The sequence below is a fragment of the Ochrobactrum sp. Q0168 genome (assembly GCF_016427605.1).
GTDB lineage: Bacteria > Pseudomonadota > Alphaproteobacteria > Rhizobiales > Rhizobiaceae > Brucella.
Window position 1 is genome coordinate 1 of sequence record NZ_JAELXQ010000011.1, and the last position, 25,785, is coordinate 25,785.

Genomic DNA, 25,785 nt, shown 5'->3' on the forward strand with positions numbered 1-25,785 from the left:
GCCTGCAGGCTTCCTTCACCCATGGCGAGGACGGCTTGCAGGGCGTGCCGCGCGGATATCTGTTTGGCTTCATCGATCTCAACAATCCGATGAACATGTATTACTTCGTGCTGGCGCTGTTCGTGCTGGGCGTCTTTGCCATCTGGCGCATCATCAACTCGCCCTTCGGCATGATCCTGAAATCGGTGCGCGAGAACGAAAACCGCGCCATATCGCTGGGCTACTCCGTCAATCGCTACAAGCTGGCCGCCTTCGTCATGTCGGCAGCCCTTGCCGGACTTGCGGGCGGCCTGAAGGCGCTCGTCTTCCAGTTTGCGACACTCACCGATGTCGGCTGGCAGATGTCGGGCGAGGTGATCCTGATGACGCTGCTTGGCGGCATCGGCACGCTGATCGGGCCCATCGTTGGTGCCGCCTTCGTCGTCGCCCTCCAGAACTATCTCGCAACCTCCGACTTCCCCGTCACAATCGTCACAGGCATCATCTTCATGGCATGCGTCATCCTCTTCCGGAAAGGTATCGTCGGTGAGTTCTATGCCTCTCGTCTAGGAAAGAAACTGTTCGGGTAAGTATCCCTCAATGAGCCGCTGTATCCGCTGATCGCGGCTCCGCATTTTACTGGATATACAATCATGACCGACACCTACGATTACATCGTGGTTGGCGCGGGCACGGCAGGTTGCGCCCTCGCGAACCGACTATCCGAGAACCCGGACCGTTCCGTCCTGCTGCTCGAAGCGGGCGGCAAGGACAATTATGCGTGGATTCATATCCCGGTCGGCTATCTCTATTGCATCGGCAATCCGCGCACCGACTGGTGCTTCAAGACGGAAGCCGAACCCGGCCTGAACGGTCGCGCGCTCGGCTATCCGCGCGGCAAGGTGCTGGGCGGCTGCTCGTCGATCAACGGCATGATCTATATGCGCGGTCAGGCGCGCGACTATGATCTCTGGCGACAGGCGGGTTGCGAAGGCTGGGGCTGGGACGACGTGCTGCCTCTGTTCAAGAAATCCGAAGACTATTATGCAGGTGCCAGCGAATTGCACGGCACCGGCGGCGAATGGCGTGTCGAAAATGCCCGCCTGCATTGGGATATTCTCGATGCCTTCCGCGATGCCGCCGTTGCCGCTGGCATTCCTGCCACCGACGACTTCAATCGCGGCGACAATGAAGGCGTGTCCTATTTCAAGGTCAACCAGAAGCGCGGCATTCGCTGGAATTCCGCCAAGGCCTTTCTGCGCCCGGCGCTGAACCGCAAAAACCTCCGCGTTGAAACCGGCGCGCATGTGCGCCGCATCGAGATAGCGGAACTGCGCGCCAATGGCGTGGCCTTTGACCAGAACGGCGCGACCCGCACCGTCAAGGCAAGGCGCGAAGTGATTCTGGCCGCCGGCGCGGTCGGCTCGCCGCATGTGCTGGAACTGTCGGGCATCGGACGCGGCGACGTGCTGCAACAGGCAGGCATTCCGGTTACGCTGGAACGCAAACAGGTTGGCGAAAACCTGCAGGATCACCTGCAATTGCGCTGCGCCTATAAGGTCACAGGCATCCCCACCCTCAATGAAAAGGCCAACAAGCTTTTCGGCAAGGCGATGATCGGGCTGGAGTATCTGCTGCGCCAGTCCGGCCCCATGTCGATGGCGCCGAGCCAGCTTGGCGTCTTCACCCGGTCTGACCCGTCTTACGAAACCGCCAATCTGCAATATCATGTGCAGCCGCTCAGCCTCGAAAAATTCGGAGAAAACGTTCACCCCTTCCCGGCCTTCACGGCCAGCGTGTGCAATCTGCGCCCGGACAGTCGCGGCTCGATCCACGTCAAATCGCCGGATCACCGGGCGCAACCCGCCATCCGGCCGAACTATCTGGCAGCGGAAAGCGACCGTCGCGTCGCCGCCGATGCAATCCGCCTCACCCGCAATATCGTGGCGCAGGCGCCCTTGCAGCAATACCGCCCGGAAGAGTTCAAGCCCGGCCCTGCTTACGAAACGCAGGAACAGCTGGAAAAGGCGGCAGGCGATATCGGCACCACCATTTTCCACCCCGTCGGCACCTGCCGCATGGGACAGGACGCGGAGGCGATTGTCGATCCGCGCCTGCGGGTCAATGGCATTGCAGGATTGCGTATCGCCGATGCGTCCATCATGCCGACGATCACCTCCGGCAACACCAATTCGCCGACTCTGATGATCGCCGAAAAGGCCGCGCAGATGATTATTGCGGATAATCGATAGAACCAGATTCCTGATCGAATAGTGAGCGGAAATGGCAATCCGCTCACGCGCCTGTGAACGCAATTTCAGATTTCCACTCACGCTATTTTCAGAAAAAATTTTCCTTGTTTAATTCCATGCAAACGGGAATTATCGGCATCAGGGAGGGCTGGGGAGAATGATCATCTAATGATCGCAATCCGGGACCGGCTTTCCAAAATGTTCAGCTAAGGAAAACAAAAATGTCGTCAGCCCTTTCCCGTATCGCTTTGAGCCGCCGCGCCGGTCTGAAAGCCCTTCTTTTCACCGCTGCCGCGCTGACCGTTGGCTTTGCCTCGGCTCCGAGCCATGCAGAAGACAAGACCATCAAGGTCGGCATCATGGGCGGCGAAGACGAAGACGTCTGGAAAGTCGTTGCCGAAGAAGGCAAGAAGCACGGCCTCAATATCGAGCGCGTGACCTTCAACGACTATAACCAGCCGAATGAAGCTCTGGAGCGCAAGGAAATCGACGCCAACGCCTTCCAGCACAAGCCTTATCTCGATGAGCAGATCAAGCAGCACGGCTACAAGATCAGCATCGCCGGCTACACCGCCGTCTGGCCGATCGGCATCTACTCGCGCAAGCACAAGAGCCTCGACGAACTCAAGGAAGGCGCTGTCATCGGCGTGCCGAACGATCCGTCGAACGAAGGCCGCGCGCTGCGCGTTCTCGAAGAAAAGGGCCTGATCAAGCTGAAGCCGGACGCAGGCATTCTGGCAACGCCGATCGATATTGTCGAAAACCCGAAGAAGCTTGAGATCAAGGAACTCGACGCAGGCGTGGTTGGTCGTTCCATCGACGATCTCGACGCTGCCATCGTCAACAATGACTGGGCTGCCAAGGCGGAGCTGAAGAAGGAAGAAGCCATCGGCTGGGAGTCGAAGGAAAACAATCCTTACAACAACTTCATCGCGGTCCGCACCGAAGATGAAAAGGCTGATTGGGTGAAGAATCTGGTCGCTTCGTTCCAGAACGACGCCGTGAAGGCCGAACTCGACCGCGCCTATAAGGGCACCGGCATCCCGGCCTGGAACTAAGTTTTCCATTCGCAAAACACCGCGCCGGAACGTGTTTCCGGCGCGGCTTTTATTGACGTATGGAAAAAAATTGCCCAAAAGCATCGGCAAGAGGCCACGCCTGGCCAGAACAGGTCCTAGCCTGAACAGGCATCATCCTTTCTTGAAGCCTAATTCGATTGCAGTTTGCCGCTGTTCGCAGGGGCGCATCAAACTATAGAAGAAACGACCGTGACACCCGCGACCCCCACGACCATTGAACCGCCACCCGCCACATCAGCGCCCATCGTCGATATGAAAGACGTGCGCCGAATGTTCGGCCAAACGGCAGCCATCAATGGCGTGTCGCTCTCCGTTTCGCGCGGCGAAATTCTCGGCATCATCGGTCGCAGCGGCGCGGGCAAGTCCACGCTGATCCGCTGCGTCAACGGCCTCGAAAAACCCGACTCAGGCTCGATCCGCATTGAGGGTCGCGAAATCACCAGCCTCGGCGAAACCGAGCTGCGCCCTTTGCGCCGCCGCATCGGCATGGTGTTCCAGCATTTCAATCTGCTCTCGGCCAAAACCGTTGCGGATAACATCGCCCTGCCGCTGAAAATCGCGGGCAAGCCCAAGGCGGAGCGCGCACGTCGTGTCGCCGAACTGCTCGAACTCGTCGGCCTGTCCGACAAGGCAAACCATTATCCGGCCCAGCTTTCCGGCGGCCAGAAGCAACGCGTCGGCATTGCGCGCGCCCTTGCCGCAGAGCCTGCCGTGTTGCTTTCCGACGAAGCGACCTCGGCGCTCGATCCGGAAACCACCCAGTCCATTCTGGCGCTGCTGAAAGACATCAACACCAAGCTCGGCCTGACCATCCTGCTGATCACCCATGAGATGGAGGTCATCCGCCGCATCGCAGACCGCGTTATCGTGCTTGATCATGGTGCGATTGCCGAAGAAGGTCCGGTCTGGAAAGTCTTCGCCAATCCGCAATCGCCCGTCACGCAGAGCATGTTGCAGGTGCTGACACCGGAACTGCCAGCCTCGTGGCGCGCGCGCCTGACGGAAAAGGCGGGTGATCGGGCCATCCTTCGCATCAAGCTTTCGGGTGAAGCGGCACGCGGCGCTTTCTTCAACGATGTGGCAGCGGCCACCGGCCTTGCGCCGCAGCTGATCCATGGCGGCATGGACACGATCCAGGGCGAGCCGGTCGGTACGCTCTTCATCAGCCTGCCCGCTCAGGACAAGGCGAAACTCGACGCCGCAATCACCTATCTCAACACCCATGCAGACGCCACGGAGGTACTCGGCTATGTCTCAGGCGATGCTTGATCTTCTCTGGCGCTCCTTCTGGGAGACCATCATCATGACCGGCTTTTCGAGCCTGATTTCGCTCGTGGTCGGTTTGCCGCTCGCCCTCATCATGATCCTGACCGAGCGCGGCGGCCTTGCCCAGAACCTGACGGTCAACACGCTTTTGGGCGCGATCATCAACGGCTTCCGTTCGGTGCCGTTCATCATTCTTCTGGTGGCGCTGATCCCCGTGACGCGCTTCATCGTCGGCACGTCGATCGGCACATGGGCCTCCATCGTGCCGCTCTCGATTGCGGCCATCCCCTATTATGCGCGCATCGCGGAAGTATCGCTGCGCGAGGTCGATCACGGTCTGGTGGAAGCCGCGCGCTCGATGGGCGCAAGCCGCTGGACAATCGTGCGTGAAGTGCTGGTTCCAGAAGCCCTGCCCGGCATCATTGCGGGTTTCACCGTGACGATCATCACGCTGGTGGGCGCATCGGCCATGGCTGGCGCTATCGGCGCAGGCGGTCTGGGCGATCTCGCCATCCGCTACGGCTATCAGCGTTTTGAAACGCAGATCATGATCGCCGTCGTCATCATCCTGATCATCATGGTCTGCGGCATCCAGTGGATCGGCGACCGTCTGGTCAGCCGCCTCGACAAGCGCAACCTGCGCGCCTGATCAATCCCGCTTACCGCTTCCTCTCACGGAAACCCGCTTCCAGCGTGTTTCCGTCGGGATCGAAAACGAGCGCTGCGTAATAGCCCATCTCTTCGGGCCCCTGATAGGCGGGACCACCGCTATCCACGCCGCCAGCGCTGAGCGCCACGCGGTGGAAGGCTTCCACAGCATCGCGGCTTCCAGCTGTGAACATGAGGTGGAGATGTTCGCCGGGCTTCGCGTCTGCTGCGCCCGCAGCAGCACCGGTTCCCGCGCCATGTACCCAGAGGAAGGGGACGGGCCCCCTCTCCCCGCCGCTGACGAAGAAGCCGCTGCCCGAACGTGCAATAACTTCCAGCCCAAGCTCAGGCATACAGCTTTCATAGAATAAAAGGCTGCGGCGAATATCTTTGGCTTTGAAGCCTATGTGATCGAAGAGCGACATAGGCAGTAATATATCGCGGGCAGATATAAAGAAAAGCGGCGCGCCCGATTTTGGAGCGCGCCGCCGTAGAATTGGAAATGGTTTCGCAGATTATCCGCGTGTGCGTGAAAGACCGTCCTTCGCGGGCTGGTATCGCGGATCGAGCTGCACAGCCTTTGAATAGGAGCCGGCGGCTTTTGCCTTCTCACCGCGATGTTCGTAAACCAGCGCCTGATTGGCCCAGCTTTCCGCCACGTTCTGATCCAGCGTAATCGCCGTGTTGAAGTCATCGAAGGCATTATCGAAGTCGTTCAGCGCCACATAGGAAAGGCCGCGGCCATTATATGGCTCCGGCGCGGTGGAATTGAGCGAAATCGCCTTGGAGAAATCCTCGATGGCTTGCTTGTGCTGGCCCTTGGCCTGATAGATCAGCCCGCGATTGTGATAGGCGCGACCGTCAGTCGTCTGCAAAGCGATGGCCTGATTGAAATCACTCAGAGCCTGATCGAGACGGCCCGCCTGACGATACACATTGCCGCGACCGATATAGGCGGCGTCATATTGTCCATTGAGCTGGATGGCCTTGCTGTAATCCTGCGCGGCCTTGTTGGTATCCCCCATATAGCGATAGACCAGCGCGCGGTTGGAATAGGCCTGATAGAAATTCGGATTGAGTGCAATCGCCTGATCGAAATCGCGGATCGCTTCCTTGTAACGCCCGGCCTTGCCATAAGCAGAACCGCGAACATTGTAGCCTTCCGGATCACGCGGATTGGATTGGATCACGCTGGTGAGCGAGCTGATGTTCTCGCTCGAACCCTGCGCCCGATCAACAGTGCTCAGCGCCGTCGTGGTCGAGCTTTGGCAGCCAGCCACAGTCAAAGCCAAGAACGTGGCGGCAATCAAAAAACCCTGACGACCGATTCCGGCCTCACGGTTTCCACCGAATGTCTCAATTCCCGAAACCTTTGTCCCGGACGATTGCATCACCTTCAAGCGTGTTGGCAACGACAGTGTTCCTTTTAGTTCCATCGAAACCGGGCAGTTACGACCCGTTTCTTCTCCATCCCGTCCCGGCTCTTGTTCAACGCATGGCGCTTTAGAGCCGAAGAGTCTCGCGGGACCGCCTTGTTTATTTCAGTCCAAGCCAGCCCGGCGGGGCTCCCTGGAACTGTCAGATAAAAACAGCGAAAAGGCGGCAGCAAACAATCTGCGTCGCCTTCCAATATCCAGCCCGAAAGCTGAACATCCTAATCATTTGTTTTTACACATAACTGGCCCGGCAAAGTCTAGAAACTTTTTTCGGTCCCGCGCTAAACTTTAATAAAAAGATGAAACCGAGCTGTTTCGGCAACTAAAAATTCTGAAATCAAGACATGCAAAAACCGGCGCAACCGAGGGAAGCACCGGAAAGCAAAAAGGCGCTACAAAAGCAGCGCCTGTTTTGAGGTCGATCAGCGAGCGCCGCGGGCGCCGCCAACGAGGCCTTCACGCTGTGCACGCTTGCGAGCGAGCTTGCGGGCGCGACGAACGGCTTCTGCCTTTTCGCGAGCGCGCTTTTCAGATGGCTTTTCGTAGTGGCCGCGCATCTTCATTTCGCGGAAGATACCTTCGCGCTGCATCTTTTTCTTGAGAGCGCGGAGAGCCTGATCAACATTATTATCGCGGACGAGTACCTGCACGTGTATTCCCGTATCGGTTAGAATTTCGGTTAAGCCTGAGGCCGTTCGGGGGTCTTTTAACGATTTCAGCCGGTCTGACCGGCCGAGCAACGCCCTAAGGCTCCCAAGCTTCGCAACGGAAACGCTGCAAATTGGTGCTGGCTATTACCAGAAAGAGCCCGGGCTGTCCACCTCAACATGCAAATTTGGCCATCTCGCCCTGTGAAATACCATCTTTACACCAATTGACTATGGTTCCGGTCAGACAAATGCGTTAATGAGCCGCTCGTTTCCCGCATAATTCGGCCTCAATAGCCGTCCAATGGAGACGCCCCACCCCGCTTCGGCCCCCTGCAGGATTATCCGGCGCGTTTCCTGTTTTTGATTCCATTTGTTTGTTTCATGTCCCTCCGCAAGCGACTCGTTATCCAGTTCACAGGCTATGAAGGCCTGCACCCCAAAGCCGTCCGCGTGCGCCATGCGCAAGTGCTGAAAGACTTCGACAAACTCTGGAACGCCAAGACCAAGCTGCCGCCCATGACGGACGAGCCGAACGATAGCGGCACGACCTTGGCTGTCACTGAGGGCAATGGCTGGCGAACGGAAACCGAGTTCTGCCAGTTCGGCACGGCTGATATCTTTGACGACTATGCCGCGCGCTCAACGCCCAAACGAATGCTGACCGGCTTCTTCGCCTTCCTGAACATCCTGTTTACGGGCACGCTCTGGCGCTATCTCACGACGAGCTGGCGCTTTGTGCTGTTCTTTCTGTGGCCCTTTCTGCTGTCGCTTGCCATTTTGGGCGTTGCAGCCCTTGTCGCCGCAGCACCCGTGCTGGCTGGCTTTTCAGCGCTGCATCTCCTGTGGTCCGCGCCGCTCGCCGCCGTCCTTGCCACGCTTCTGGTGCGCAAACCCGGCGACAGGTTCTTCATGTCCTATCTCCTTGACGACTGGTCGGCAGCCTATGACCGCATTCATGACCGCAATGCGAAGCTGAACCAGCGCCGAACCGCCTTCGCGAACGCACTGATGCGCAAGATCGAAGAAAGCCAGGCCGATGAGGTTATCGTTGTCGCCCATAGTCTCGGCACGGTGCCAGCTGTCGAGGCGCTTGCCGCCGTTCAGCGTCACCGCCCTGACCTCTTGAAGCGGCAGCCGGTATCGCTGCTGGCCGTCGGCTCCTGCCTGATGATGATTGCGCTGCACCCTAAAGCGAAAGCGCTTCGCGAAGATGTGCGGGTGGTGCTTCAAGACAGCCCCGTCCTGTGGTCGGAATTCCAGGTGCTGACGGATATCATTCATTTCTATGGTTCCGATCCTGCCAGCGCCCTCAAGATCAAGACGGCGAACCCGCCGCTCATTCATCGCATCCGCTTCAAGAATGTGCACAGCGAGAACCGCTACAAGCGCTCCAAGGGCAACTTCTTCCTGATGCATCTTCTCTATATACGCGGGGCGGAAAAGAAGAATTTCTACGATCTCGGCATGTTCCTGCATGGCCCGTTTTCCTTCCGCGAGCTGATGACTGCGCATAAAGGAAAAGCCGCCCCTCTCGATGAAGAGGGACGGCTTCCGATATCCTATCACGAAGCGGCTTGATGCCGTTCAGCCTTGATCCTTGGGCGGCTCCACGACGGCAATCGTCAGCCAGGTGGCCGTTAGCGCGGGCTTCAGCGAGTTCTCGATTTCGAGCGTCACATCGTAATAATTGACGACGCGTCCCGATGGGCGAATATCCGCATTGGCCAGCTTGAAGCGCGCGCGCACCCGTGCGCCGGTCTTGACCGGGGACTGGAAGCGCAGCTTGTCGAAGCCGTAATTGATGCCCATGGTTGCGCCTTCCAGCATCGGCAGCGCTTCATAGGCCAGCGTCGACAATAGCGACAGCGTCAGAAAGCCATGCGCAATGGTGCCGCCGAAAGGCGTTTCATTGGCAGCGCGTTCTGGATCGACATGGATGAACTGATGATCGTCCGTCGCATCCGCAAACTGGTTGATCATTTCCTGCGTGACTTCGCGCCACTCGGAACATCCGATTTCCGTGCCGATTGCATCGCGCAACTGATCGAGCGTGATTGCGTCTTTCATTCGCTGGCCATTCCTGCTGAACTGATTTGCCTTCTGTTTAACCCAGAAAAATCAAGCGGCAACCAGAATTTCTCGCGCAATATCATCCCAATGCGTGAAAACCTGATGCGCGCCCTTGGATGAAAGGCGCTCGGCGTGGCCGTCATAGCTATGCGCGCCGCCGGTGTAACCAAAGGCGGTCATGCCCGCTGCAATCGCGCCTTCGACACCGAAGGGCGAATCCTCGATCACCACGCAGCGCGACGGATCGACGCCCATCTTGTCGGCGGCAAAGAGAAACAGATCGGGCGCAGGCTTGCCGCGCTTCACCATGGTTGACGAATAAACCGCATCGCCGAAATACTGGCTGATGCCGGTCTTCTCCAGACTGAACGCAATGCGCTCCGGATGCGAGGACGAGGCCACGCAACGCTTCTGCGGCAGTTCACGCAGGAAATTGGCGATGCCAACCGTCGGCTCCAGCGATTCCGCGAACAGCGTTCGCGTCGCGGGCCAGAATTCGCCATCGACGCCATCGGGCAGACGATGCCCGGTCATATCCTCGATCATCTTCATGATATCGGCCTGTTTCATGCCGATGCCCTTGGCCACCGTACCCTGCGGCAGTTCCATGCCGTGATTGGCATAGACGCGCTCGAAAGCGAGGCAGGACAGAACTTCGCTATCGACGAGAACGCCGTCGCAATCGAAGATCACAAGTTCAAAGGGGGATACACTGCTCATTTTGGCTCCAGTGGCCTATAAAGGGATGCATATTTTGTCGCGCAGATTGGGGATGCGCGCCTGTCGGTGTTGATATAGAGACTGTTGGTCTATTACGCACCTATATCAACACAAGCGTGACAAATTTATCTCGCCTGTGTGGCTTTGACATTTTGCGGAGAGTTTCATGACGACAAATGTGGCACTGGTTGGACTGGCGCGCGATCTTGCAGCGCGGGCCGAAACCGGCAAGCCGATCCGCATCGGACTGATTGGCGCTGGCGAGATGGGCACCGACATCGTCACGCAGGTGGCGCGGATGCAGGGCATCGAGGTCGGCGCGCTTTCCGCCCGCAGGCTGCCCAACACGTTCAAAGCCGTGCGCACCGCCTATGGCGACGAAGACAACGCGCAGGAAACGAATAGCGAAGCGGCGATGACCCGCGCCATCGAGAGCGGCAAGATCGCCGTCACGGGCGACAATGACCTGATCCTCTCCAACCCGCTGATCGATGTCGTCATCGACGCCACCGGCATTCCGGAAGTGGGCGCGGAAACCGGCATCAAGGCGATCCGCAACGGCAAGCATCTCGTGATGATGAATGTCGAAGCCGATGTCACCATCGGCCCCTATCTCAAGGCCGAGGCCGACAAACAGGGCGTGATCTATTCGCTGGGTGCAGGCGATGAGCCGTCATCCTGCATGGAGCTGATCGAGTTCGTTTCCGCCATGGGCCACAAGGTTGTGGCGGCTGGCAAGGGCAAGAACAATCCGCTCAATTTCGATGCGATCCCCGACGATTATCAGGAAGAGGCTGACCGCCGGAACATGAATGTCCGCCTGCTGGTGGAATTCGTCGACGGCTCCAAAACCATGGTTGAAATGGCGGCCATCGCCAACGCCACCGGTCTTGTGCCCGACATTGCGGGCATGCACGGCCCAAAGGCCGCAATCGATGAGCTGAACCGCACCCTGATCCCGAAGGAAGACGGCGGCGTTCTCAACAAGTCGGGCGTAGTCGATTATTCCATCGGGCGCGGCGTATCGCCGGGCGTCTTCGTCATCGCCAAGATGGAGCATCCCCGTCTGGTCGAGCGTCTGGAAGATCTGAAGATGGGGAAAGGCCCCTATTTCACCTTCCACCGCCCGTTCCACCTCACCTCGCTGGAAGTGCCGCTGACTGTGGCGCGCGTGGTTCTGCACGGCAAGACCGATATGGTGCCGCTGCCAAAGCCCGTGGCGGAAGTCTGCGCGGTTGCCAAGAAGGATTTGCAGCCCGGCGACCGGCTCGATGCCATTGGCCAATATTGCTATCGCTCGTGGATCATGACGACGCCTGAAGCCCGCGCGGCCAAGGCCATCCCCTGCGGCCTGCTCCAGAACGGCTCGGTCATCGCGCCGATCAAGAAGGGCGAACTCATCACCTACGCCAATGCTGCGCCGCAGCCCGGCTCGAAGATCGCTGAGCTGCGCGCTTTGCAGGATGCGATGTTAAGGGAGTAAGGGAGTAAGGGAGTAAGGGAGTAAGGGAGTAAGGGAGTAAGGGAGTAAGGGAGTAAGGGAGTAAGGGAGTAAGGGAGTAAGGGAGTAAGGGAGTAAGGGAGTAAGGGAGTAAGGGAGATGATACGGTCGGCCTGAGCTTCCGCAACAAAAAACATACTCCCCTATTCCCCTACTCCCCTATTCCCTTCCCTCAGTGATCCAACGCCTTCACAATACTCTCGACCATCTTCTTCGCATCGGCAAAGAGCATCATGGTGTTGTCGCGGAAGAACAGTTCGTTTTCCACACCCGCATAGCCGGAGCCCATGCCGCGCTTGATGAACAGAACCGTGCCTGCCTTGTCGACATCAAGGATCGGCATGCCGAAGATCGGTGACTTCGGATCGGTCTTCGCGGCCGGATTGGTGACGTCATTCGCGCCGATCACGAAAGCCACATCGGCCTGCGCGAATTCCGAATTGATGTCTTCCAGCTCGAACACTTCATCGTAAGGCACGTTGGCCTCCGCCAGCAGCACGTTCATATGGCCCGGCATACGACCGGCCACCGGATGGATGGCGTATTTGACTTCCACGCCTTCCGCCTTCAGCTTGTCGGCCATTTCACGCAGCGCGTGCTGGGCCTGCGCCACCGCCATGCCGTAGCCCGGCACGATGATGACCTTGGACGCGTTCTTCATGATGAAGGCCGCATCGTCGGCAGAACCCTGCTTGACCGGGCGCTGTTCAACCTCGCCAGCCGGACCGCCGGAGGTATCGCCACCGAATCCGCCCAGAATGACCGAGATGAACGAACGGTTCATGCCCTTACACATGATGTAGGACAGGATCGCGCCCGACGACCCGACCAGCGCGCCGGTGATGATCAGCGCCAGATTGCCAAGCGTGAAGCCGATACCTGCCGCTGCCCAGCCCGAATAGGAATTGAGCATGGAAACCACGACCGGCATGTCTGCGCCACCGATTGGCACGATGATCAGCACACCAAATACCAGCGACAGAAGCACGATCAGCCAGAACACGAAATGGCTTTCAGTGTTCACCAGCACAACAACCAGCAGCACGATGGCTGCGGCCAGTACGGCATTGATGACATGACGACCCGGCAGCATGATCGGCTTGCCCGACATGCGGCCGTCAAGCTTGAGAAACGCGATGATCGAGCCAGTGAAGGTGATCGCGCCGATGGCAACGCCCAGCGACATTTCGATCAGCGCCTGACCATGGATCTGGCCCACTTCGCCGATACCGAAGGAATGCGGCGAGTAAATTGCGGCAGCGGCCACCAGAACGGCAGCAAGGCCGATCAGCGAGTGGAACGCGGCGACGAGCTGCGGCATGGCCGTCATGGCGATGCGGCGCGCGATAACCGCACCGATACCGCCGCCAATGGCGATGCCGACGACGATCAGCGCCAGACCGCCGAAGCTTGGACGCGCCAGCAGAAGCGTGGTGACGATGGAAATCGCCATACCGATCATTCCATACATATTACCCTGACGGCTGGTCGTGGGATGCGACAGGCCGCGCAGCGCCAGAATGAACAGCACGCCGGAGACGAGATAAAGGAAGGCTGCGAGATTAACGCTCATAATGGTTCAGCCTCACTTTTCTTTTTTCTTGTACATGGCGAGCATGCGCTGGGTGACCAGGAAGCCGCCGAAAATGTTGACGCTCGCCAGAATGAGCGCAATGAAACCGAAGCCGGTTGCCCAGCCCGAAAGCGAAAGGCCGACCGCCAGAAGCGCGCCCACCACGATCACCGACGAAATGGCGTTGGTAACGGCCATCAGCGGGGTGTGCAGCGCAGGCGTAACCGACCACACGACATAATAGCCGACGAAAATCGACAGGATGAAAATCGCAAAGCGGAACACGAACGGGTCAATCGCCCCGCCCGATGCGGCGTGCGCGGCAGCCGCCGCGGCATCACCCAGACCGCCTGCATTTTCCGCAGCCTGACGGACGGCATCTGCGGCCTGGTTCAGGCTCTCAAGAGCTTTATCGAGACTAGTTTCGGCCATTATGCCTCTCCTCCATCAACTGGAGATTTGGGGGAAGACGAAGACTTTGCGGCAGCCTTCGGTGCTTTTGCAGACACTTTTTTCGCTGCTTCCTTCGCTGTTTTCGGGGCAGCTGGTTTCGCTGCATCGCCAACGACTTCTGCCTTTGCCACTTTCGGCTTCGGCGCAGCTTTCGGTTTGGCAGCGGGCTTTTCAGCGACAGCAGCGGGCGCGGCGTCAGCCTTGGCGAAGGCCGGATGCAAAATCTTGCCCTGATGGGTCAGAAGCGTCGCCTTGACCAGTTCGTCCTCAGGATCGATCTTGAGAAGCTTGGTTTCCTTATCGACCAGCGTTTCAAGGAAAGCGATCAGATTGCGCGCATAAAGCTGCGACGCGCTTGCGGCGATGCGGCCCGAGACGTTGAGATGACCAACAATCCTGACGCCATTCACTTCGGCAATTTGACCGGGGACAGCGCCTTCGACATTGCCGCCGCGCTCAACCGCGAGATCGACCAGCACGGAGCCCGGACGCATGGAAGCAACCATTTCCTTGGACACAAGACGCGGGGCCGGACGGCCCGGAATGAGCGCCGTGGTAATGACGATATCCTGCTTGGCGATATGATCGGCAACGAGTGCGGCCTGCTTCGCCTGATATTCCTTCGACATTTCCTTCGCGTAACCGCCGGAGGTTTCGGCAGCCTTGAACTCCTCATCCTCGACGGCGATGAATTTCGCACCGAGCGAGGCGACCTGTTCCTTGGCGGCGGGGCGAACGTCGGTTGCCGTCACGACAGCACCGAGGCGGCGTGCCGTTGCGATGGCCTGAAGACCGGCAACGCCCGCCCCCATCACGAAAACCTTGGCGGCGGGAACCGTCCCCGCTGCCGTCATCATCATCGGCATGGCGCGATCATAAACTTCCGCCGCGTCGATCACGGCCTGATAACCGGCAAGGTTTGCCTGTGACGACAGCACGTCCATCACCTGCGCACGGGTGATGCGCGGCATGAATTCCATCGTGAAAGCCGAAATTCCGGCCTTGGCCAAAGCCGCCACCGCATCTTCATGACCATAGGGATCAAGCATGGCAAACAGGGCTGCGCCCGATTTATACCCTTTGAGTTCCGTATCCGTGGGACGGCGCACTTTCAAAATGACGTCTGCCGTTTTGGCGTCTGCCGTAGTGCCGATGCGGGCGCCCGCTGCCGCAAATTCGGCATCGGGAATGCGCGATTTCTCGCCCGCGCCTTTTTCCACGACAACATCGAAGCCGAGCGCGATGAATTTCTTCACCGTCTCCGCCGATGCCGCAACGCGTGTCTCGTTGGGGTCACTCTCTAGCGGGATAAATAACGTCTGGGCCAAGCTGGTTTCCCTTTCATGGTCTTGATCCGGGCTTGATCCGGCCTTGCGGTCGGGCAGAATTGCGAGCTTCGGTGGATGCTCTTTCGAAATAGGCTTAGATATAGACATGCATAAAACCCCGGCATGGTAACCCATGCCAAGGCATTCGATCAAATTATGCGGGGTTAATCCCGGTTCGCCCTTAGAGCCTGTTCCAAAAGTCGCCCTGTGTGGCTGCAAATGTCGATTTTCTACATTCTGGTGCTCACGTACCAATAGTACGCTCCGCTCCGGTACTCGAAAATCACCATTTTCGCACACACATGCCGCTTTTTGATTCAGGCTCTTAGATCTTGCAGCATTTTCGCAAGGCCGGGTGTCGTCATCCAGCCCGCGTCAATGCGCTAGAGGATGAACCAGGCGGCGACGCAGACTAGGACAAAAAGAATGGTCGCGGAAAAGAAACCACCAGCGAAAAAGCCGAACGCCATGGCAATCATAAGGGCGACGAGCGCCACCGTGCCCCATTTAACCAGGCCCGTGAAACCGGCATAAGTTTTCTCATGCTCAGCATAGTCCATCGGTGCGCCAAGTTCAGCCGGAGCCGTCGTATGATGTTCTGCCATTTTTGTTCCACCCATTCAGATTTTCCACCCAACATCGATGATGTTAAGCGAAAACACCTGCAATCTTCAACGTGTCCGCACCCAAAAGCCCGGCCTCAACGGCAAGTCTTTTCGTCGCAGCCAACCCTCTCTCCGCGTGAAGCGGTTCCGCAGTCTTCGTAAATCGAATTCTCGCGATGCGCTACATTTAAATGTTTAGAACAGTTTATACGCCAAGTCCGGTATATTTCGCCGTCGGCAATATGGTCAGCGGCACGACAGCGCTGCGCCTGTCGGCAAACATCGCCTGGCGCTCGCGCGGCAACGACTTGAAGAATGGAAAGCGCACAGCAACCGCATCGCGAATATTGCGGATGGGTGCGGCACCCAGCCCGACCTTGATGCCATAGCCCGCATGTTCACGCGCATCGGCCATCATCGCGGTGCCGAAAATGCGCTTGTAAAACGCCATATGTTCGGGCTTGACCGAGGCAAGGCATTGATCGGCCACGAAGAATTCGGACGCCATCGCCGCGATGCGCAATGTGATATAGGGGATCGCCGGATATTCGCTCAACAGTTCGGGATCGGCGGCAAAGCGGGTCGGATCGACGAAATGCATGCCGCTATTGAGCAGCGGATCGAGGATATCGGGAAACAGCGCATAGCTCGTTCCCCTGCGATGGTCGGGCGTGATGTGATGGATGCGCAATGTGCTCACGAGCTGCCCGTCGACATGCACGCCATAGACGAAAGCGTGGCTGTCCCGGTCGATATCATCGATGATGGACGGCACTTCGGACTCATCCATCACATTGCGGGTGCGATAGGAGCGATAACGCAGCCGACCGATCTCCTCCAGATCTTCCGCATGGACGATCCGTCGATATTCCACACGATCCAGAAAATGCAGCAGCTGTCGCGCAAAATTGGATAGCGGCGGTTTCTCCCCCGAGACAGCTGAGTCAGTCATATAAGCGATTTCCGCACCATCAAATCATGCAAATCATGCATTTCAATTCTGCGCGCAGAATAAGCAGCTTTCCCTTCATGTAAAGGTATAAGTTGAACTGCATACACGCCCCCGCGCCGTTTTTCTGCCATAGTATTGCCACAGATTCGCCGCATGCAAACAGCGTTTTTTCGACGCACCACGCGAGAAATGCGCCTTGATCCGCATTTTAGGGCCTTTTGCCATATTTGCCGTAATTTGGTGGAGCGCCCTGATAGACCTAACTGCAGTTCAGCCCGTCCTTGCCCGCATCCATCGCGCGCAATTGTCACGGGGCGCGCACGGTCTGGTCCGAAAAGGGAGGAGGCAAAACGTCAGGCGACGGTGCGACCGCCCTCGCGCCATGTGACGGATTTTGTCGTCATCGAGCCGATTGTATCGGCTGGCAGCGGCATGCCGAGGAGATAGCCCTGCACCAGATCGGCGCCGGCCGCAACGCGGATCAGCGCCAGCTGTTCTTCCGTCTCCACGCCCTCGACAGTCACGCCGAGACCAAGCTCGTGCGATAGCTGCGTCACACCGCGCAACAGCATCAGCGACCGGCGGTCGGTGGTGATATCGCGGACAAAGGAACGGTCCACCTTCACCTTGGTCAGCGGCAGCGTGTTGAGATAGCTGAGGCTGGAATAGCCCGTGCCGAAATCGTCGAGTGCTATATTGATGCCCGCATTCTTCAGCCGCTGCAGAACCATGGACGTCTTGTTGCGATCCGCAATGATCGCGCTTTCCGTCACTTCCACTTCCAGTCGATGCGCCGGAAGACCGGATTTCTGCAAGGCAGAGGCGATATCGCGGGCAATCTCGCTGCTTTTCAGATCGATGGCAGAAAGATTGACGGAAACGCCGATACGATCGCCCCATGTCAGACAGTCCATGCAGGCCTGATCCAGCATGAAGCGGGTGATATCGGTTATGATGCCCATTTCCTCGGCCAGCGGAATGAATTCGGCAGGCGGCACCGAACCCAGTTCCGGATGCACCCAGCGCGCCAGCGCTTCACAGGCCACAATGCGCAAAGACTGTGCACTGACGATGGGCTGATAGACAACCTTGATTTCATTGTTGCCAATGGCCTGTCGGAGATCGGCCTTCAGCTTCTGGCGGCTGCGATATTTGGTATCCATCGCGCCGACGAACACCGCCCACTGCCGGTCTTCATGACCTTTCGCTTCGTAAAGGGCCAGATCGGCATTGATATGCATATTACCGACATCGCAGCTCGCGATGTTTTCAATCGCTATACCGGCGCTGATCTCGATATGAACATGATCGCCGTCGAGATCATACACGCCGGACACGACCGAGGTGATATGGTCCATCACACCGGTAATCTCGGCTTGCGTCTGGAGATTGAACACAAACACCACAAATTCGTCGCCGCCGAAGCGCGAGACCACAAAGCGCTGCTGATCGAGCGAATAAAGCCGCTCCGCAAACAGCCGCAGCAGCACGTCGCCCGTATGATGCCCCAGCGTATCGTTGACATGCTTGAAGTGATTGATGTCGATGACGACCAGCGCTGCAAAGCTGTCCGGAGACTGTTGGGCGCGCAATGTGCGCACCATGGTTTCGAAATAATTACGGTTCGGAAGGCCGGTCAGTCCGTCGAACCGCGCCATATGCTGAATGCGGGCTTCCGCCTCGACACGCTGCGTCACATCCTCGAACATGAGAACCGCACCGTCGCCGACGGTCTGGTTGCCGATACATTCTATATAACGCTCACCGGAAAGCTGGAAAATATCGCGCGTTTTGCGCCCGGCAACGAGGTCGGTCATGCGGGCGCGAACATTCGTCATGTCGTTATGTGGAAACAGCCCTTCCCGCGCGCAATAACGCAGCAGCACTTCCAGCTGACGCCCGTGCAGCTTGGTGTGTTCGGCGATCCGCAACATCGCCTTGGCCTTGTTGTTGATCACCGCGATGCGGCTCTGACCATCGAGCATGAGCAGGCCCTGCGGCATATTGTTGAGTGCGGCGTCGAACCGCCCCGCCACAATCGACAGGCGGCGCTTGCCCATGACCGCAGCGAAGAGAAACTCGCGCAAGCCGTTCGCCATCTCGATATTGGACAGGAAATACGGGATCAGCAGCAGGCCGATGATGATGTGAAAGGGAGTCCCCGCAAGCACGAGCCCGGCCAGAACCGGGATGAGCGTGCAGATCGACATCAGAACGACCGCCTTCGCCGAGGCATAATTGCGCCCCACGATGGAAACGACGGAAGCCAGCAAAATGGTCAGACTCGCCAGTTCGGCAAAGGGATCGCGCAGCACGAAGATCGAGAAGAAGCACAACATGCCAAGCGTCGCGCAGACCAGCGAAGCGCCGATGAGATAGCGCAATTCCCAGCGGTCGAGATCAGCGGTTGTGAGTTGGGTGAGCCTGGCGCGATCGAACTGCCGCATGTCGTAGAGACGACCAAGAGCGACCACGGCAAAAAGCCCGGCAAAGCCGATGAAATGCCAGTCGAGCGTTTTTACGTAAATGACGACACACGCCACCACATGGGCCAGCAAGCCAAACCAGAGCGTGGTGCGATTACCATAAAGCGATCGCATGAAAGAAAGCCGCACGTCTGCAGGTATGTCAGGTTTACGGCTTCGCCACATGTCCTTGCTTGTATCCCTATCGTGAGGGCGATTATGGCACTAATGACTTAAAAATATCTTTCGCAAAATAAAACCACAAGCTGTTACCTCCGCCACCATAAGATGTATCCCAATTTTTTCAAGGAAACAACTTAACAGCAACCTGCGAAATAACAATACAACCATAGGCTTTCGACACGAAGGCGTTCAAACAATTTACCCGTGAAAGCACAGTGGCAAAACACCCTGTACTACACCTACCGGCGTGCGTGGTCTTCTATGGTACTCTACAACAAAACTAGAGAATATCCCCGGATAAGGATAGCCGACAGGGAAAACGCAGAGGAAACCACGCCGAGACGGGAAAAATCCCTGTTCTGCGGAAGCGCTTAGAGACTGTGTCCGCCATCCACATTGACGATGGTGCCGGTCATGTAACGGCTGGCATCAGAGGCCAGCATCAGCACCACACCGTCGAGATCCTGCGGTTCCCCGAGGCGGCGCAGCGGGTTACGTCCTTTGAAGTAGCCTGCGGCAGGTCCGCTCAGCTGTTCTTCATTGATTCGGGTGGGAAACCAGCCCGGAGAGATCGCGTTGACGCGGATATCATGCGCGGCCCATTCGAGAGCAAGCGCCCGCGTCATCTGGGTGATGCAGGCTTTCGACATGGAATAGGCGGCTGCACCCTTCTGCGGCCGGTCGCCCAGAATGCTGGTGGTGTTGATGATGGAGCCGCCCGCGCCCTGCGTGATCATGCGGCGCGCCGCTTCCTGCGCCACGAAGAAAGCGCCCGCCACATTGACCTCGAAAATATGCTCGAGCATATCGCGTGTCGTATCGAGCGCCCGCGCCATATGCGCCACACCGGCATTGTTGAACAGGGTCGAAATCGGCCCGAAACGCTGCTCGGCTTCATCGAAGGCGCGCATGATTTCATCCGGATGAGTGACATCCGCCATGATTTCCAGAACTTCGCCGCCCGACGGACACAGGCTTTCGCCTGCATGCGTTCGCGAAATGGAGATCACTTTTGCTCCGTGGTCCGCCAGCACATGCACCATGCGCAAGCCCAGACCCGAGGAGCCTCCCGTCACGGCAATGACCTTGCCCCGGACGGAAAAAAGCTGATCGTCAGTCATGCATCCCCTCAACTGCCAATCCATCTTCCCGTACTCTTCACTCCTACTAAGATATTCATAGCGGCATTTGAACCGTGCACAGAGGCAAAAACCGCCTCAAATCAAGACAATACACAAAAGGCGCGCGAGCGTGATGAAAAGACGACACTTTTTGCCAAGTGCAGAAGCCTTCTTTCACACAGATCTTATCCGAAAATCCTTTCCCTCCTTTCGGGATGTGCTCTATTGCAGAACGCTGAACGCCGCTCCAGATAAGAGCCAAATCAACGGATCCGAGTGCCATGTCGAAGTCCCGCCCCCTCATTGCCGTTCCAACCGACGTCAAACCTTTCGAGAACTACACCTGGCACGCAGCGCCGGATCAATATCTGGCTGCGGCGATCGATGTCGCGCAGGTAACGCCGCTGCTGGTGCCAAGCTTCGGCGACAAGATGGACCTCGATGCCATTCTCGACGCGGTGGATGGCGTATTGATCACCGGCTCGAAATCGAACGTCAACCCTGCCCTTTACGGTGTTGAACCGAGTGCGGCTTTCGAACCCTATGACGATGCCCGCGACGCGACCTCGCTGCCGCTGATCCGCGCAGCCATTGAAAAAGGCGTGCCGGTGCTGGCGATCTGCCGCGGCATCCAGGAACTGAATGTCGCGCTGGGCGGGACGCTCGCCACCGAAATCCAGGAATTGCAGGGCCGCATGGACCATCGCGCGCCGCAATCCGAAAGTCAGGCAGAGCGCTTCGCGATCCAGCACCCGATCCGGATCAAGCCGGATTCATGCCTTGGCGCAATTTTGAAAGAAGACAGCGTCCGCGTGAATTCGGTGCACCGTCAGGCCATCGACCGGCTTGCGTCACGCCTTGAAGTGGAAGCCGTGGCCGAAGACGGCACCGTGGAAGCCGTTTCCGTCAAGGACGCCAAGGGCTTTGTCGTCGGAGTCCAGTGGCACCCGGAATATTGGGTCCAGTCCGATGCCCCGTCCCGCAAGATTTTCGAGGCGTTTGGCGAGGCGGTGAGGGAGCATAGGGGAATAGGGGAATAGGGGAATAGGGGAATAGGGGAATAGGGTGATTGACGCGGTGGCGTCTATCAAGCCCTTTCTTCACATACTCCCCTACTGCCTTACTCCCCTACTCCCTTAACATGCTCCGTCTCCGGCACCGGCGTAATTGCCTTGCCGGTATCGAACCAGGAAATGAGATTGTCGATCACGAGATCCGCCATGGCCTGACGGGTCTTGTGCGATGCAGATGCGATATGCGGCAGCAAAACCGTGTTGGGCGCATCGAGCAGACCCTGCGGCACGGACGGTTCATTCGAGAAAACGTCGAGACCTGCGGCGGCAATAGTGCCATCGTTCAGCGCTGCAGCCAGCGCATCTTCATCGACCAGCGAGCCGCGACCGACATTGATCAGCACGCCATCGGACCCGAGCGCTTGCAGCACGTCGGCATTGACCGCCCTGGCCGTTTCCGCACCACCCGGCGCGACCAGAATAAGCGTATCGACTGCCTTGGCCAGTTCAAGCAGGCTTGGATAATAATCGTAAGCGACGCCTTCCGCCTTGCGGCGGTTGTGGTAGGAAACCGGCAGGCCGAAAGCCTCCACACGACGGGCGACCGCCTTGCCGATACGGCCAAGGCCGAAAATGCCGACCTTGCGTCCGCGCAGCGACAGCTTCGACAGCGGATAGCGGCCTTCCTTTTCCCAGCGCCCGGCACGCAAAAATTCCTGCGACTTCGACAATTCGCGCACCGTATCGATCAAAAGCCCGAGCGCCGTGTCGGCCACTTCGTCGGTCAGCACGTCCGGCGTGTTGGTGACCATCACGTTGCGGGTGGCGGCATGTTTGGCATCGACTGCGTCATAGCCGACGCCAAAATTGCCGATGATTTTCAGATTGGGCAGAGCATCGATCAGCGCGGCATCCACGGTGGACATGCTGGCTATGCCCTGCACATCTTTTGCCCAGGCCGCATCGACCAGCGCCGCGTCGCCGCGCGGGATGCGGCGCACCGCAAACTCACCCGACAGGCGTTCGACGGCATAATCGTTGAAGTTACCGAGCACCAGAACGGTTGCGTCGCGCTTGGTCATGACAATAGTCCTCTGGGCATTTCGCAGTTCGTGGGAGATCTGGGCCAGTCAGCTTGAACCGGACCCGGAACGGGGGAATCAGGGATTTTTGGGTTTGGACGTCGACTGCCTTATATGCAGTTCCGGCTTGATGAGTTCCTGCGTCGAGGCAACCTCGACACCGTTCAGCTGATCGAGCAAAGCGCGGGCGGCGCGGCGTCCGACCTCGCGCTGGCCGTTCCAGACGGTGGTGAGCGCGGGCGTCGCAATCGCCGCCTCTTCCAGATCGTCATAGCCGGTGACGGAAATGTCGTCGCCCGGCACCAGCCCGGCGCGCGCAATGCCGTTCATCAGGCCGATTGCGGTCAGATCGTTCCAGCAGACGGCGGCGGTCGGCTTGTCCTTCAGGGCCAGGAACTGCGGCGCGACTTCAAAGCCGCCCTGCTTGGTGCGCGGGCCTGCAATGCGCCAGTCGTCGCGCACTTCAAGCCCGGCCTTCTCCATTGCCTGCACATAGCCGCGATAACGGTCGCGACCGGTCGAGGTCTGGTCGGTGCCGCCGATCATCGCGATGCGCTTGTGGCCGAGCGAAATCAGGTGGTTGGTGGCAAGACCGACGCCATAGGCATCGTCGCCCCGAAACACCGGGGCGTGCACGCCCTCGACACTGCGGGCGATGAAAACGACCGGCAGGCCGTTATCCTCGGCGATCTGAATGTCTTCCGGCGGTGTGCCGATGGCGGGCGACATGATCACCCCGTCGGCGCCAAGCTGCAAAAGCGTGTCCATGAAGGTGCGCTGCTTTTCCAGCTGGTCGTAATGATTGGACAGAATGAAGGTCTGGCGGGACCGGTCGAGTTCCGATTCGATGGATTTGAGAATTTCCGCGAAGAACGGGTTCATGATGTCATGCACCACGACGCCGACAATCCCCGACCGCGACGTGCGCAGGCTCGCTGCCCTGCGGTTATAGATATAACCGATGGCGCGAGCATGTTCCTTGATCTTCTCACGGGTCTGGTCGGCAACAAGCGGGCTGTCGCGCAGCGCAAGCGAAACGGTAGCCGTCGAAACACCCAGCGCATCAGCGATGGTCGAAAGCTTGATTTTCTGGGCCAAGTCGCCTCCCCCAACGGTCCATGCCACGAACACCCTTACATTTCTTGTCACAAGGGCGTCATCATTAAAACGGTTATGCCATTGCAATTATTGAATTGAAAGTTTTTTTGGCATCAACCCAAAGCCCGCAATGCTTATTCGGCCTCGTCGTCGTCAAGGGTATCGGTGGATGGTTCTTCAACCGCGCGCGACGACAGACCGCGCAGCGCCAGATTGCCTTCCATGCGCCCTAGCATTTTCAGGAACGTCTTGCGTTCCTTCTTGTCGAGGCCTTTCATCATGTCCTTGTCGGTCTTGCGAATGGACTTCTCGATGGCCTTGATCGTCTCAAGCCCCGCCTGGGTCAGATAGACATGCGACTGGCGCTGATCGGTATCGGAAGCGCGCTTTGCGACGAATCCCTGTCCTTGCAGGCGAGCAATCGTCTTGGTGATGGTCGGCGGGCGCACGCCAAGCCGCTGCGCAAGAACACCCGGCGTGAGGCCGTCTTCGGCGGCCAGTTGCAGCATGACGGCATCCTGCCCGGCATAAAGTCCCTGTTCCAGAAGCCGTGTGGCCAGAACTGTTCTTGAAAGACGCGCAACGGATTGCAACCGATAAAGTACAACCGCTTTATTGTCCTTGTTCATCGCCACCTCACCCTTTGTTGCGACTTCATTTTGTCGCTCGATCGACATTGCCCGAGATGTTTATAGCGTAAAATATTGTCCGACTTATGAAACAACAAGGTTAAAAACGTTCGGCTAAATTAAAAGCAGACTTTTTACCGGTCGGGTTGCCCCTGCGGCGAACCGACGTTAGGTTCGGCCAGATTGATAAAAGAGTGAGGAAAACATGACGGAACTGCGCGATCAGAACAGCGATATGATTGTCGTCCTGCCCCTTGGCGCTCACGAACAGCATGGCCCTCACCTGCCGTTCGAAACGGACACGATCATCGCGGAAGGCATCGTCGCGCGGGTTGGCGAGGCGATACCGGCTGATCTGAACGTCAATTTCCTGCCGGTGCAGCCGGTCGGCTATTCCATCGAGCATATGGATACCGAGGGCACCCAGAGCCTCGCCTTTTCGGAAGCGGTCAACCAGTGGATCGGCATCGGCGAAAACCTGCATGCGGGCGGCATCCGCAAGCTGGTCATGCTCAACGCCCATGGCGGCAACTCCCCTTTGATGACCATCGTTGCCACCGAATTGCGCGTTCGGCTCGGCATGCTTGCGGTCGCGACCAGCTGGACCCGCTTCGGCCTGCCGGAAGGCCTGATCACGCCGGAGGAAAAGGCGCTCGACATCCATGGCGGCTTTATCGAAACCTCGGTAATGCTGGCGCTGCGGCCCGATCTGGTGGATATGTCGAAAGCACGCAATTTCGGCAATGCGCAGTCACGCTACGCCGAGGAATTCAAGTTCCTGCGGGCCTATGGCCCGCATGCCTTCGGCTGGAAGATGCACGATCTCAACCCGGAAGGCGTTGCAGGCAATGCCGCCGCCGCAACGGCGGAAGCAGGCGAAAAGCTGATCGCCAACGCGGTGACAGGCTTCATCGACCTGCTGCGCGATGTGGATCGCTTTGACCTTTCCCGCTTTAGAGCCTGAATCAAAAAGTGGCATGTGTGTGCGAAAATGGTGATTTTCGAGTACCGGAGCGGAGCGTACTCAAGGTACGTGAGCACCGGAATGAAGAAAATTGCCATTTGCAGCCACACAGGGCGACTTTTGGAACAGGCTCTTACATCGCAACAACTGGCCGGCCAGATCACCTGACCGGAATTTTGGGTAGCGCCTGATGCATACGATTATCGCAGAAGCTGAACATGCGAAGACTTGGGCGCAATTGCGCCACGCGCTATGGCCGGACACGAGCCTCGAAAGCCATCTGAAGGACATTCACGATTGGCTCGACGAGAACAATCTGGAAGCCGTGACCTACCTTGCTGAAAGCCCGTCGGGCGAGATCGTTGGCTTTGCGGAAGCCGCAATCCGGCACGACTATGTCAATGGTTGCTCAACCTCGCCGGTTCTTTATCTGGAGGGCATCTATGTATCCCCCGACTATCGCCAGCACGGCGTGGCGCGATTGCTTTGCGAGGCAATCGCCAATTGGGGGCGCACACGAAGCTGCAAGGAATTTGCCTCCGACGTTGCACTGGACAATACCGAAAGCCAGCGCTTTCACGCTGCTATCGGATTCGACGAAACGGAGAGAGTTATTTTCTATCGTAAAGCGCTTTAGCAGATTGAATTTGAACACTGTTTCAAGCGTCTAACTCCGCGGAAACCGTCCGCCTATCATCAAAAGGGATGCTGCCGAAAT

26 protein-coding genes are annotated in these 25,785 nt (G+C 58.1%); 10 read left to right on the plus strand and 16 right to left on the minus strand.

Annotated elements, in window-relative coordinates; all coding sequences use genetic code 11:
* The 5 genes from JAU75_RS17050 to JAU75_RS17070 all read left to right on the plus strand — a co-directional run.
* Window positions 1-569 (plus strand): branched-chain amino acid ABC transporter permease (locus JAU75_RS17050; RefSeq protein WP_199057679.1); only part of this gene is annotated, 569 nt, incomplete at its 5' end.
* Between the two features lie 63 nt (window positions 570-632).
* A complete protein-coding gene (locus tag JAU75_RS17055; protein WP_199057680.1) occupies window positions 633-2,231 on the plus strand; it encodes a GMC family oxidoreductase N-terminal domain-containing protein in 1,599 nt (532 codons plus the stop codon).
* Window positions 2,232-2,452: 221 nt separating this feature from the next.
* Window positions 2,453-3,289, plus strand: a complete 837-nt coding sequence (locus tag JAU75_RS17060) for a MetQ/NlpA family ABC transporter substrate-binding protein (protein WP_199057681.1) — start codon at window positions 2,453-2,455, stop codon at window positions 3,287-3,289.
* 273 nt (window positions 3,290-3,562) lie between these two features.
* On the plus strand, window positions 3,563-4,579 hold the full coding sequence (locus JAU75_RS17065; RefSeq protein ID WP_199057778.1) for a methionine ABC transporter ATP-binding protein: 1,017 nt from the start codon (window positions 3,563-3,565) through the stop codon (window positions 4,577-4,579).
* Complete coding sequence (locus tag JAU75_RS17070; RefSeq protein WP_151591167.1) at window positions 4,560-5,225, plus strand: methionine ABC transporter permease; 666 nt, start codon at window positions 4,560-4,562, stop codon at window positions 5,223-5,225. The genes JAU75_RS17065 and JAU75_RS17070 overlap by 20 nt, the downstream gene beginning before the upstream one ends.
* A 10-nt stretch (window positions 5,226-5,235) precedes the next feature.
* Here JAU75_RS17070 and JAU75_RS17075 read toward each other — a convergent pair whose 3' ends face one another.
* The 3 genes from JAU75_RS17075 to rpsU form a co-directional block, all read right to left on the minus strand.
* The gene (locus JAU75_RS17075; protein WP_199057682.1) at window positions 5,236-5,649 is read right to left on the minus strand and encodes a VOC family protein; all 414 of its coding nucleotides are present in this window, start codon (window positions 5,647-5,649) and stop codon (window positions 5,236-5,238) included.
* 90 nt (window positions 5,650-5,739) lie between these two features.
* Window positions 5,740-6,660: a tetratricopeptide repeat protein gene (locus JAU75_RS17080; protein ID WP_199057683.1), complete on the minus strand. Its 921-nt coding sequence runs from the start codon at window positions 6,658-6,660 to the stop codon at window positions 5,740-5,742.
* A gap of 422 nt (window positions 6,661-7,082) precedes the next feature.
* Entirely contained in the window at window positions 7,083-7,310 is a 228-nt protein-coding gene (gene rpsU, locus JAU75_RS17085; protein WP_078341232.1) for a 30S ribosomal protein S21, read from the minus strand.
* A 381-nt stretch (window positions 7,311-7,691) separates the two neighbouring features.
* On the opposite strand from rpsU, the gene JAU75_RS17090 reads away from it, so the two are divergent.
* Window positions 7,692-8,888 carry an alpha/beta hydrolase gene (locus JAU75_RS17090; protein ID WP_199057684.1) on the plus strand — a complete coding sequence of 399 codons (1,197 nt, stop codon included), beginning with the start codon at window positions 7,692-7,694 and terminating at the stop codon, window positions 8,886-8,888.
* Between the two features lie 6 nt (window positions 8,889-8,894).
* On the opposite strand, the gene JAU75_RS17095 is transcribed toward JAU75_RS17090, so the two are convergent.
* Both JAU75_RS17095 and JAU75_RS17100 read right to left on the minus strand, forming a co-directional pair.
* Window positions 8,895-9,377: a MaoC family dehydratase gene (locus tag JAU75_RS17095; RefSeq protein ID WP_199057685.1), complete on the minus strand. Its 483-nt coding sequence runs from the start codon at window positions 9,375-9,377 to the stop codon at window positions 8,895-8,897.
* Between the two features lie 51 nt (window positions 9,378-9,428).
* Window positions 9,429-10,100, minus strand: a complete 672-nt coding sequence (locus JAU75_RS17100) for an HAD family phosphatase (RefSeq protein WP_199057686.1) — start codon at window positions 10,098-10,100, stop codon at window positions 9,429-9,431.
* Window positions 10,101-10,266: 166 nt separating this feature from the next.
* Between JAU75_RS17100 and JAU75_RS17105 the strand changes: the two genes are divergently transcribed.
* On the plus strand, window positions 10,267-11,583 hold the full coding sequence (locus tag JAU75_RS17105) for a 1-deoxy-D-ribulose 5-phosphate reductoisomerase (protein WP_199057687.1): 1,317 nt from the start codon (window positions 10,267-10,269) through the stop codon (window positions 11,581-11,583).
* A gap of 190 nt (window positions 11,584-11,773) precedes the next feature.
* On the opposite strand, the gene JAU75_RS17110 is transcribed toward JAU75_RS17105, so the two are convergent.
* The 8 genes from JAU75_RS17110 to JAU75_RS17145 all read right to left on the minus strand — a co-directional run bounded on the left by JAU75_RS17110 (window position 11,774) and on the right by JAU75_RS17145 (window position 20,564).
* On the minus strand, window positions 11,774-13,174 hold the full coding sequence (locus JAU75_RS17110) for an NAD(P)(+) transhydrogenase (Re/Si-specific) subunit beta (RefSeq protein ID WP_199057688.1): 1,401 nt from the start codon (window positions 13,172-13,174) through the stop codon (window positions 11,774-11,776).
* Window positions 13,175-13,186: 12 nt separating this feature from the next.
* The gene (locus JAU75_RS17115; RefSeq protein WP_021587083.1) at window positions 13,187-13,606 is read right to left on the minus strand and encodes a proton-translocating transhydrogenase family protein; all 420 of its coding nucleotides are present in this window, start codon (window positions 13,604-13,606) and stop codon (window positions 13,187-13,189) included.
* Complete coding sequence (locus JAU75_RS17120) at window positions 13,606-14,955, minus strand: Re/Si-specific NAD(P)(+) transhydrogenase subunit alpha (RefSeq protein ID WP_199057689.1); 1,350 nt, start codon at window positions 14,953-14,955, stop codon at window positions 13,606-13,608. The genes JAU75_RS17115 and JAU75_RS17120 overlap by 1 nt, the downstream gene beginning before the upstream one ends.
* A gap of 383 nt (window positions 14,956-15,338) precedes the next feature.
* Window positions 15,339-15,560, minus strand: a complete 222-nt coding sequence (locus JAU75_RS17125; protein WP_109370289.1) for an aa3-type cytochrome c oxidase subunit IV — start codon at window positions 15,558-15,560, stop codon at window positions 15,339-15,341.
* Window positions 15,561-15,765: 205 nt separating this feature from the next.
* On the minus strand, window positions 15,766-16,512 hold the full coding sequence (locus JAU75_RS17130; protein ID WP_199057690.1) for an acetyltransferase: 747 nt from the start codon (window positions 16,510-16,512) through the stop codon (window positions 15,766-15,768).
* 353 nt (window positions 16,513-16,865) lie between these two features.
* Entirely contained in the window at window positions 16,866-19,163 is a 2,298-nt protein-coding gene (locus JAU75_RS17135; RefSeq protein ID WP_199057691.1) for an EAL domain-containing protein, read from the minus strand.
* 368 nt (window positions 19,164-19,531) lie between these two features.
* Window positions 19,532-20,281: an SDR family oxidoreductase gene (locus JAU75_RS17140; RefSeq protein WP_199057692.1), complete on the minus strand. Its 750-nt coding sequence runs from the start codon at window positions 20,279-20,281 to the stop codon at window positions 19,532-19,534.
* A gap of 55 nt (window positions 20,282-20,336) precedes the next feature.
* Window positions 20,337-20,564, minus strand: coding sequence for a hypothetical protein (locus tag JAU75_RS17145; RefSeq protein ID WP_199057693.1), 228 nt, complete (start codon window positions 20,562-20,564; stop codon window positions 20,337-20,339).
* Here JAU75_RS17145 and JAU75_RS17150 point away from each other — a divergent pair.
* The gene (locus tag JAU75_RS17150; protein WP_199057694.1) at window positions 20,563-21,321 is read left to right on the plus strand and encodes a gamma-glutamyl-gamma-aminobutyrate hydrolase family protein; all 759 of its coding nucleotides are present in this window, start codon (window positions 20,563-20,565) and stop codon (window positions 21,319-21,321) included. The genes JAU75_RS17145 and JAU75_RS17150 overlap by 2 nt on opposite strands.
* Before the next feature lie 80 nt (window positions 21,322-21,401).
* Here the strand turns inward: JAU75_RS17150 and JAU75_RS17155 are convergent, their stop codons facing one another.
* From JAU75_RS17155 to JAU75_RS17165, 3 genes are all read right to left on the minus strand, one after another.
* Window positions 21,402-22,376 carry a 2-hydroxyacid dehydrogenase gene (locus JAU75_RS17155; RefSeq protein ID WP_199057695.1) on the minus strand — a complete coding sequence of 325 codons (975 nt, stop codon included), beginning with the start codon at window positions 22,374-22,376 and terminating at the stop codon, window positions 21,402-21,404.
* Window positions 22,377-22,454: 78 nt separating this feature from the next.
* A complete protein-coding gene (locus JAU75_RS17160) occupies window positions 22,455-23,474 on the minus strand; it encodes a LacI family DNA-binding transcriptional regulator (protein ID WP_199057696.1) in 1,020 nt (339 codons plus the stop codon).
* 134 nt (window positions 23,475-23,608) lie between these two features.
* On the minus strand, window positions 23,609-24,103 hold the full coding sequence (locus JAU75_RS17165) for a MarR family transcriptional regulator (RefSeq protein ID WP_199057697.1): 495 nt from the start codon (window positions 24,101-24,103) through the stop codon (window positions 23,609-23,611).
* Between the two features lie 205 nt (window positions 24,104-24,308).
* Between JAU75_RS17165 and JAU75_RS17170 the strand changes: the two genes are divergently transcribed.
* Both JAU75_RS17170 and aac(6') read left to right on the plus strand, forming a co-directional pair.
* A complete protein-coding gene (locus JAU75_RS17170) occupies window positions 24,309-25,067 on the plus strand; it encodes a creatininase family protein (RefSeq protein WP_199057698.1) in 759 nt (252 codons plus the stop codon).
* Between the two features lie 190 nt (window positions 25,068-25,257).
* Window positions 25,258-25,704, plus strand: a complete 447-nt coding sequence (gene aac(6') / locus JAU75_RS17175; RefSeq protein WP_199057699.1) for an aminoglycoside 6'-N-acetyltransferase — start codon at window positions 25,258-25,260, stop codon at window positions 25,702-25,704.
* Window positions 25,705-25,785: the final 81 nt, after the last annotated feature.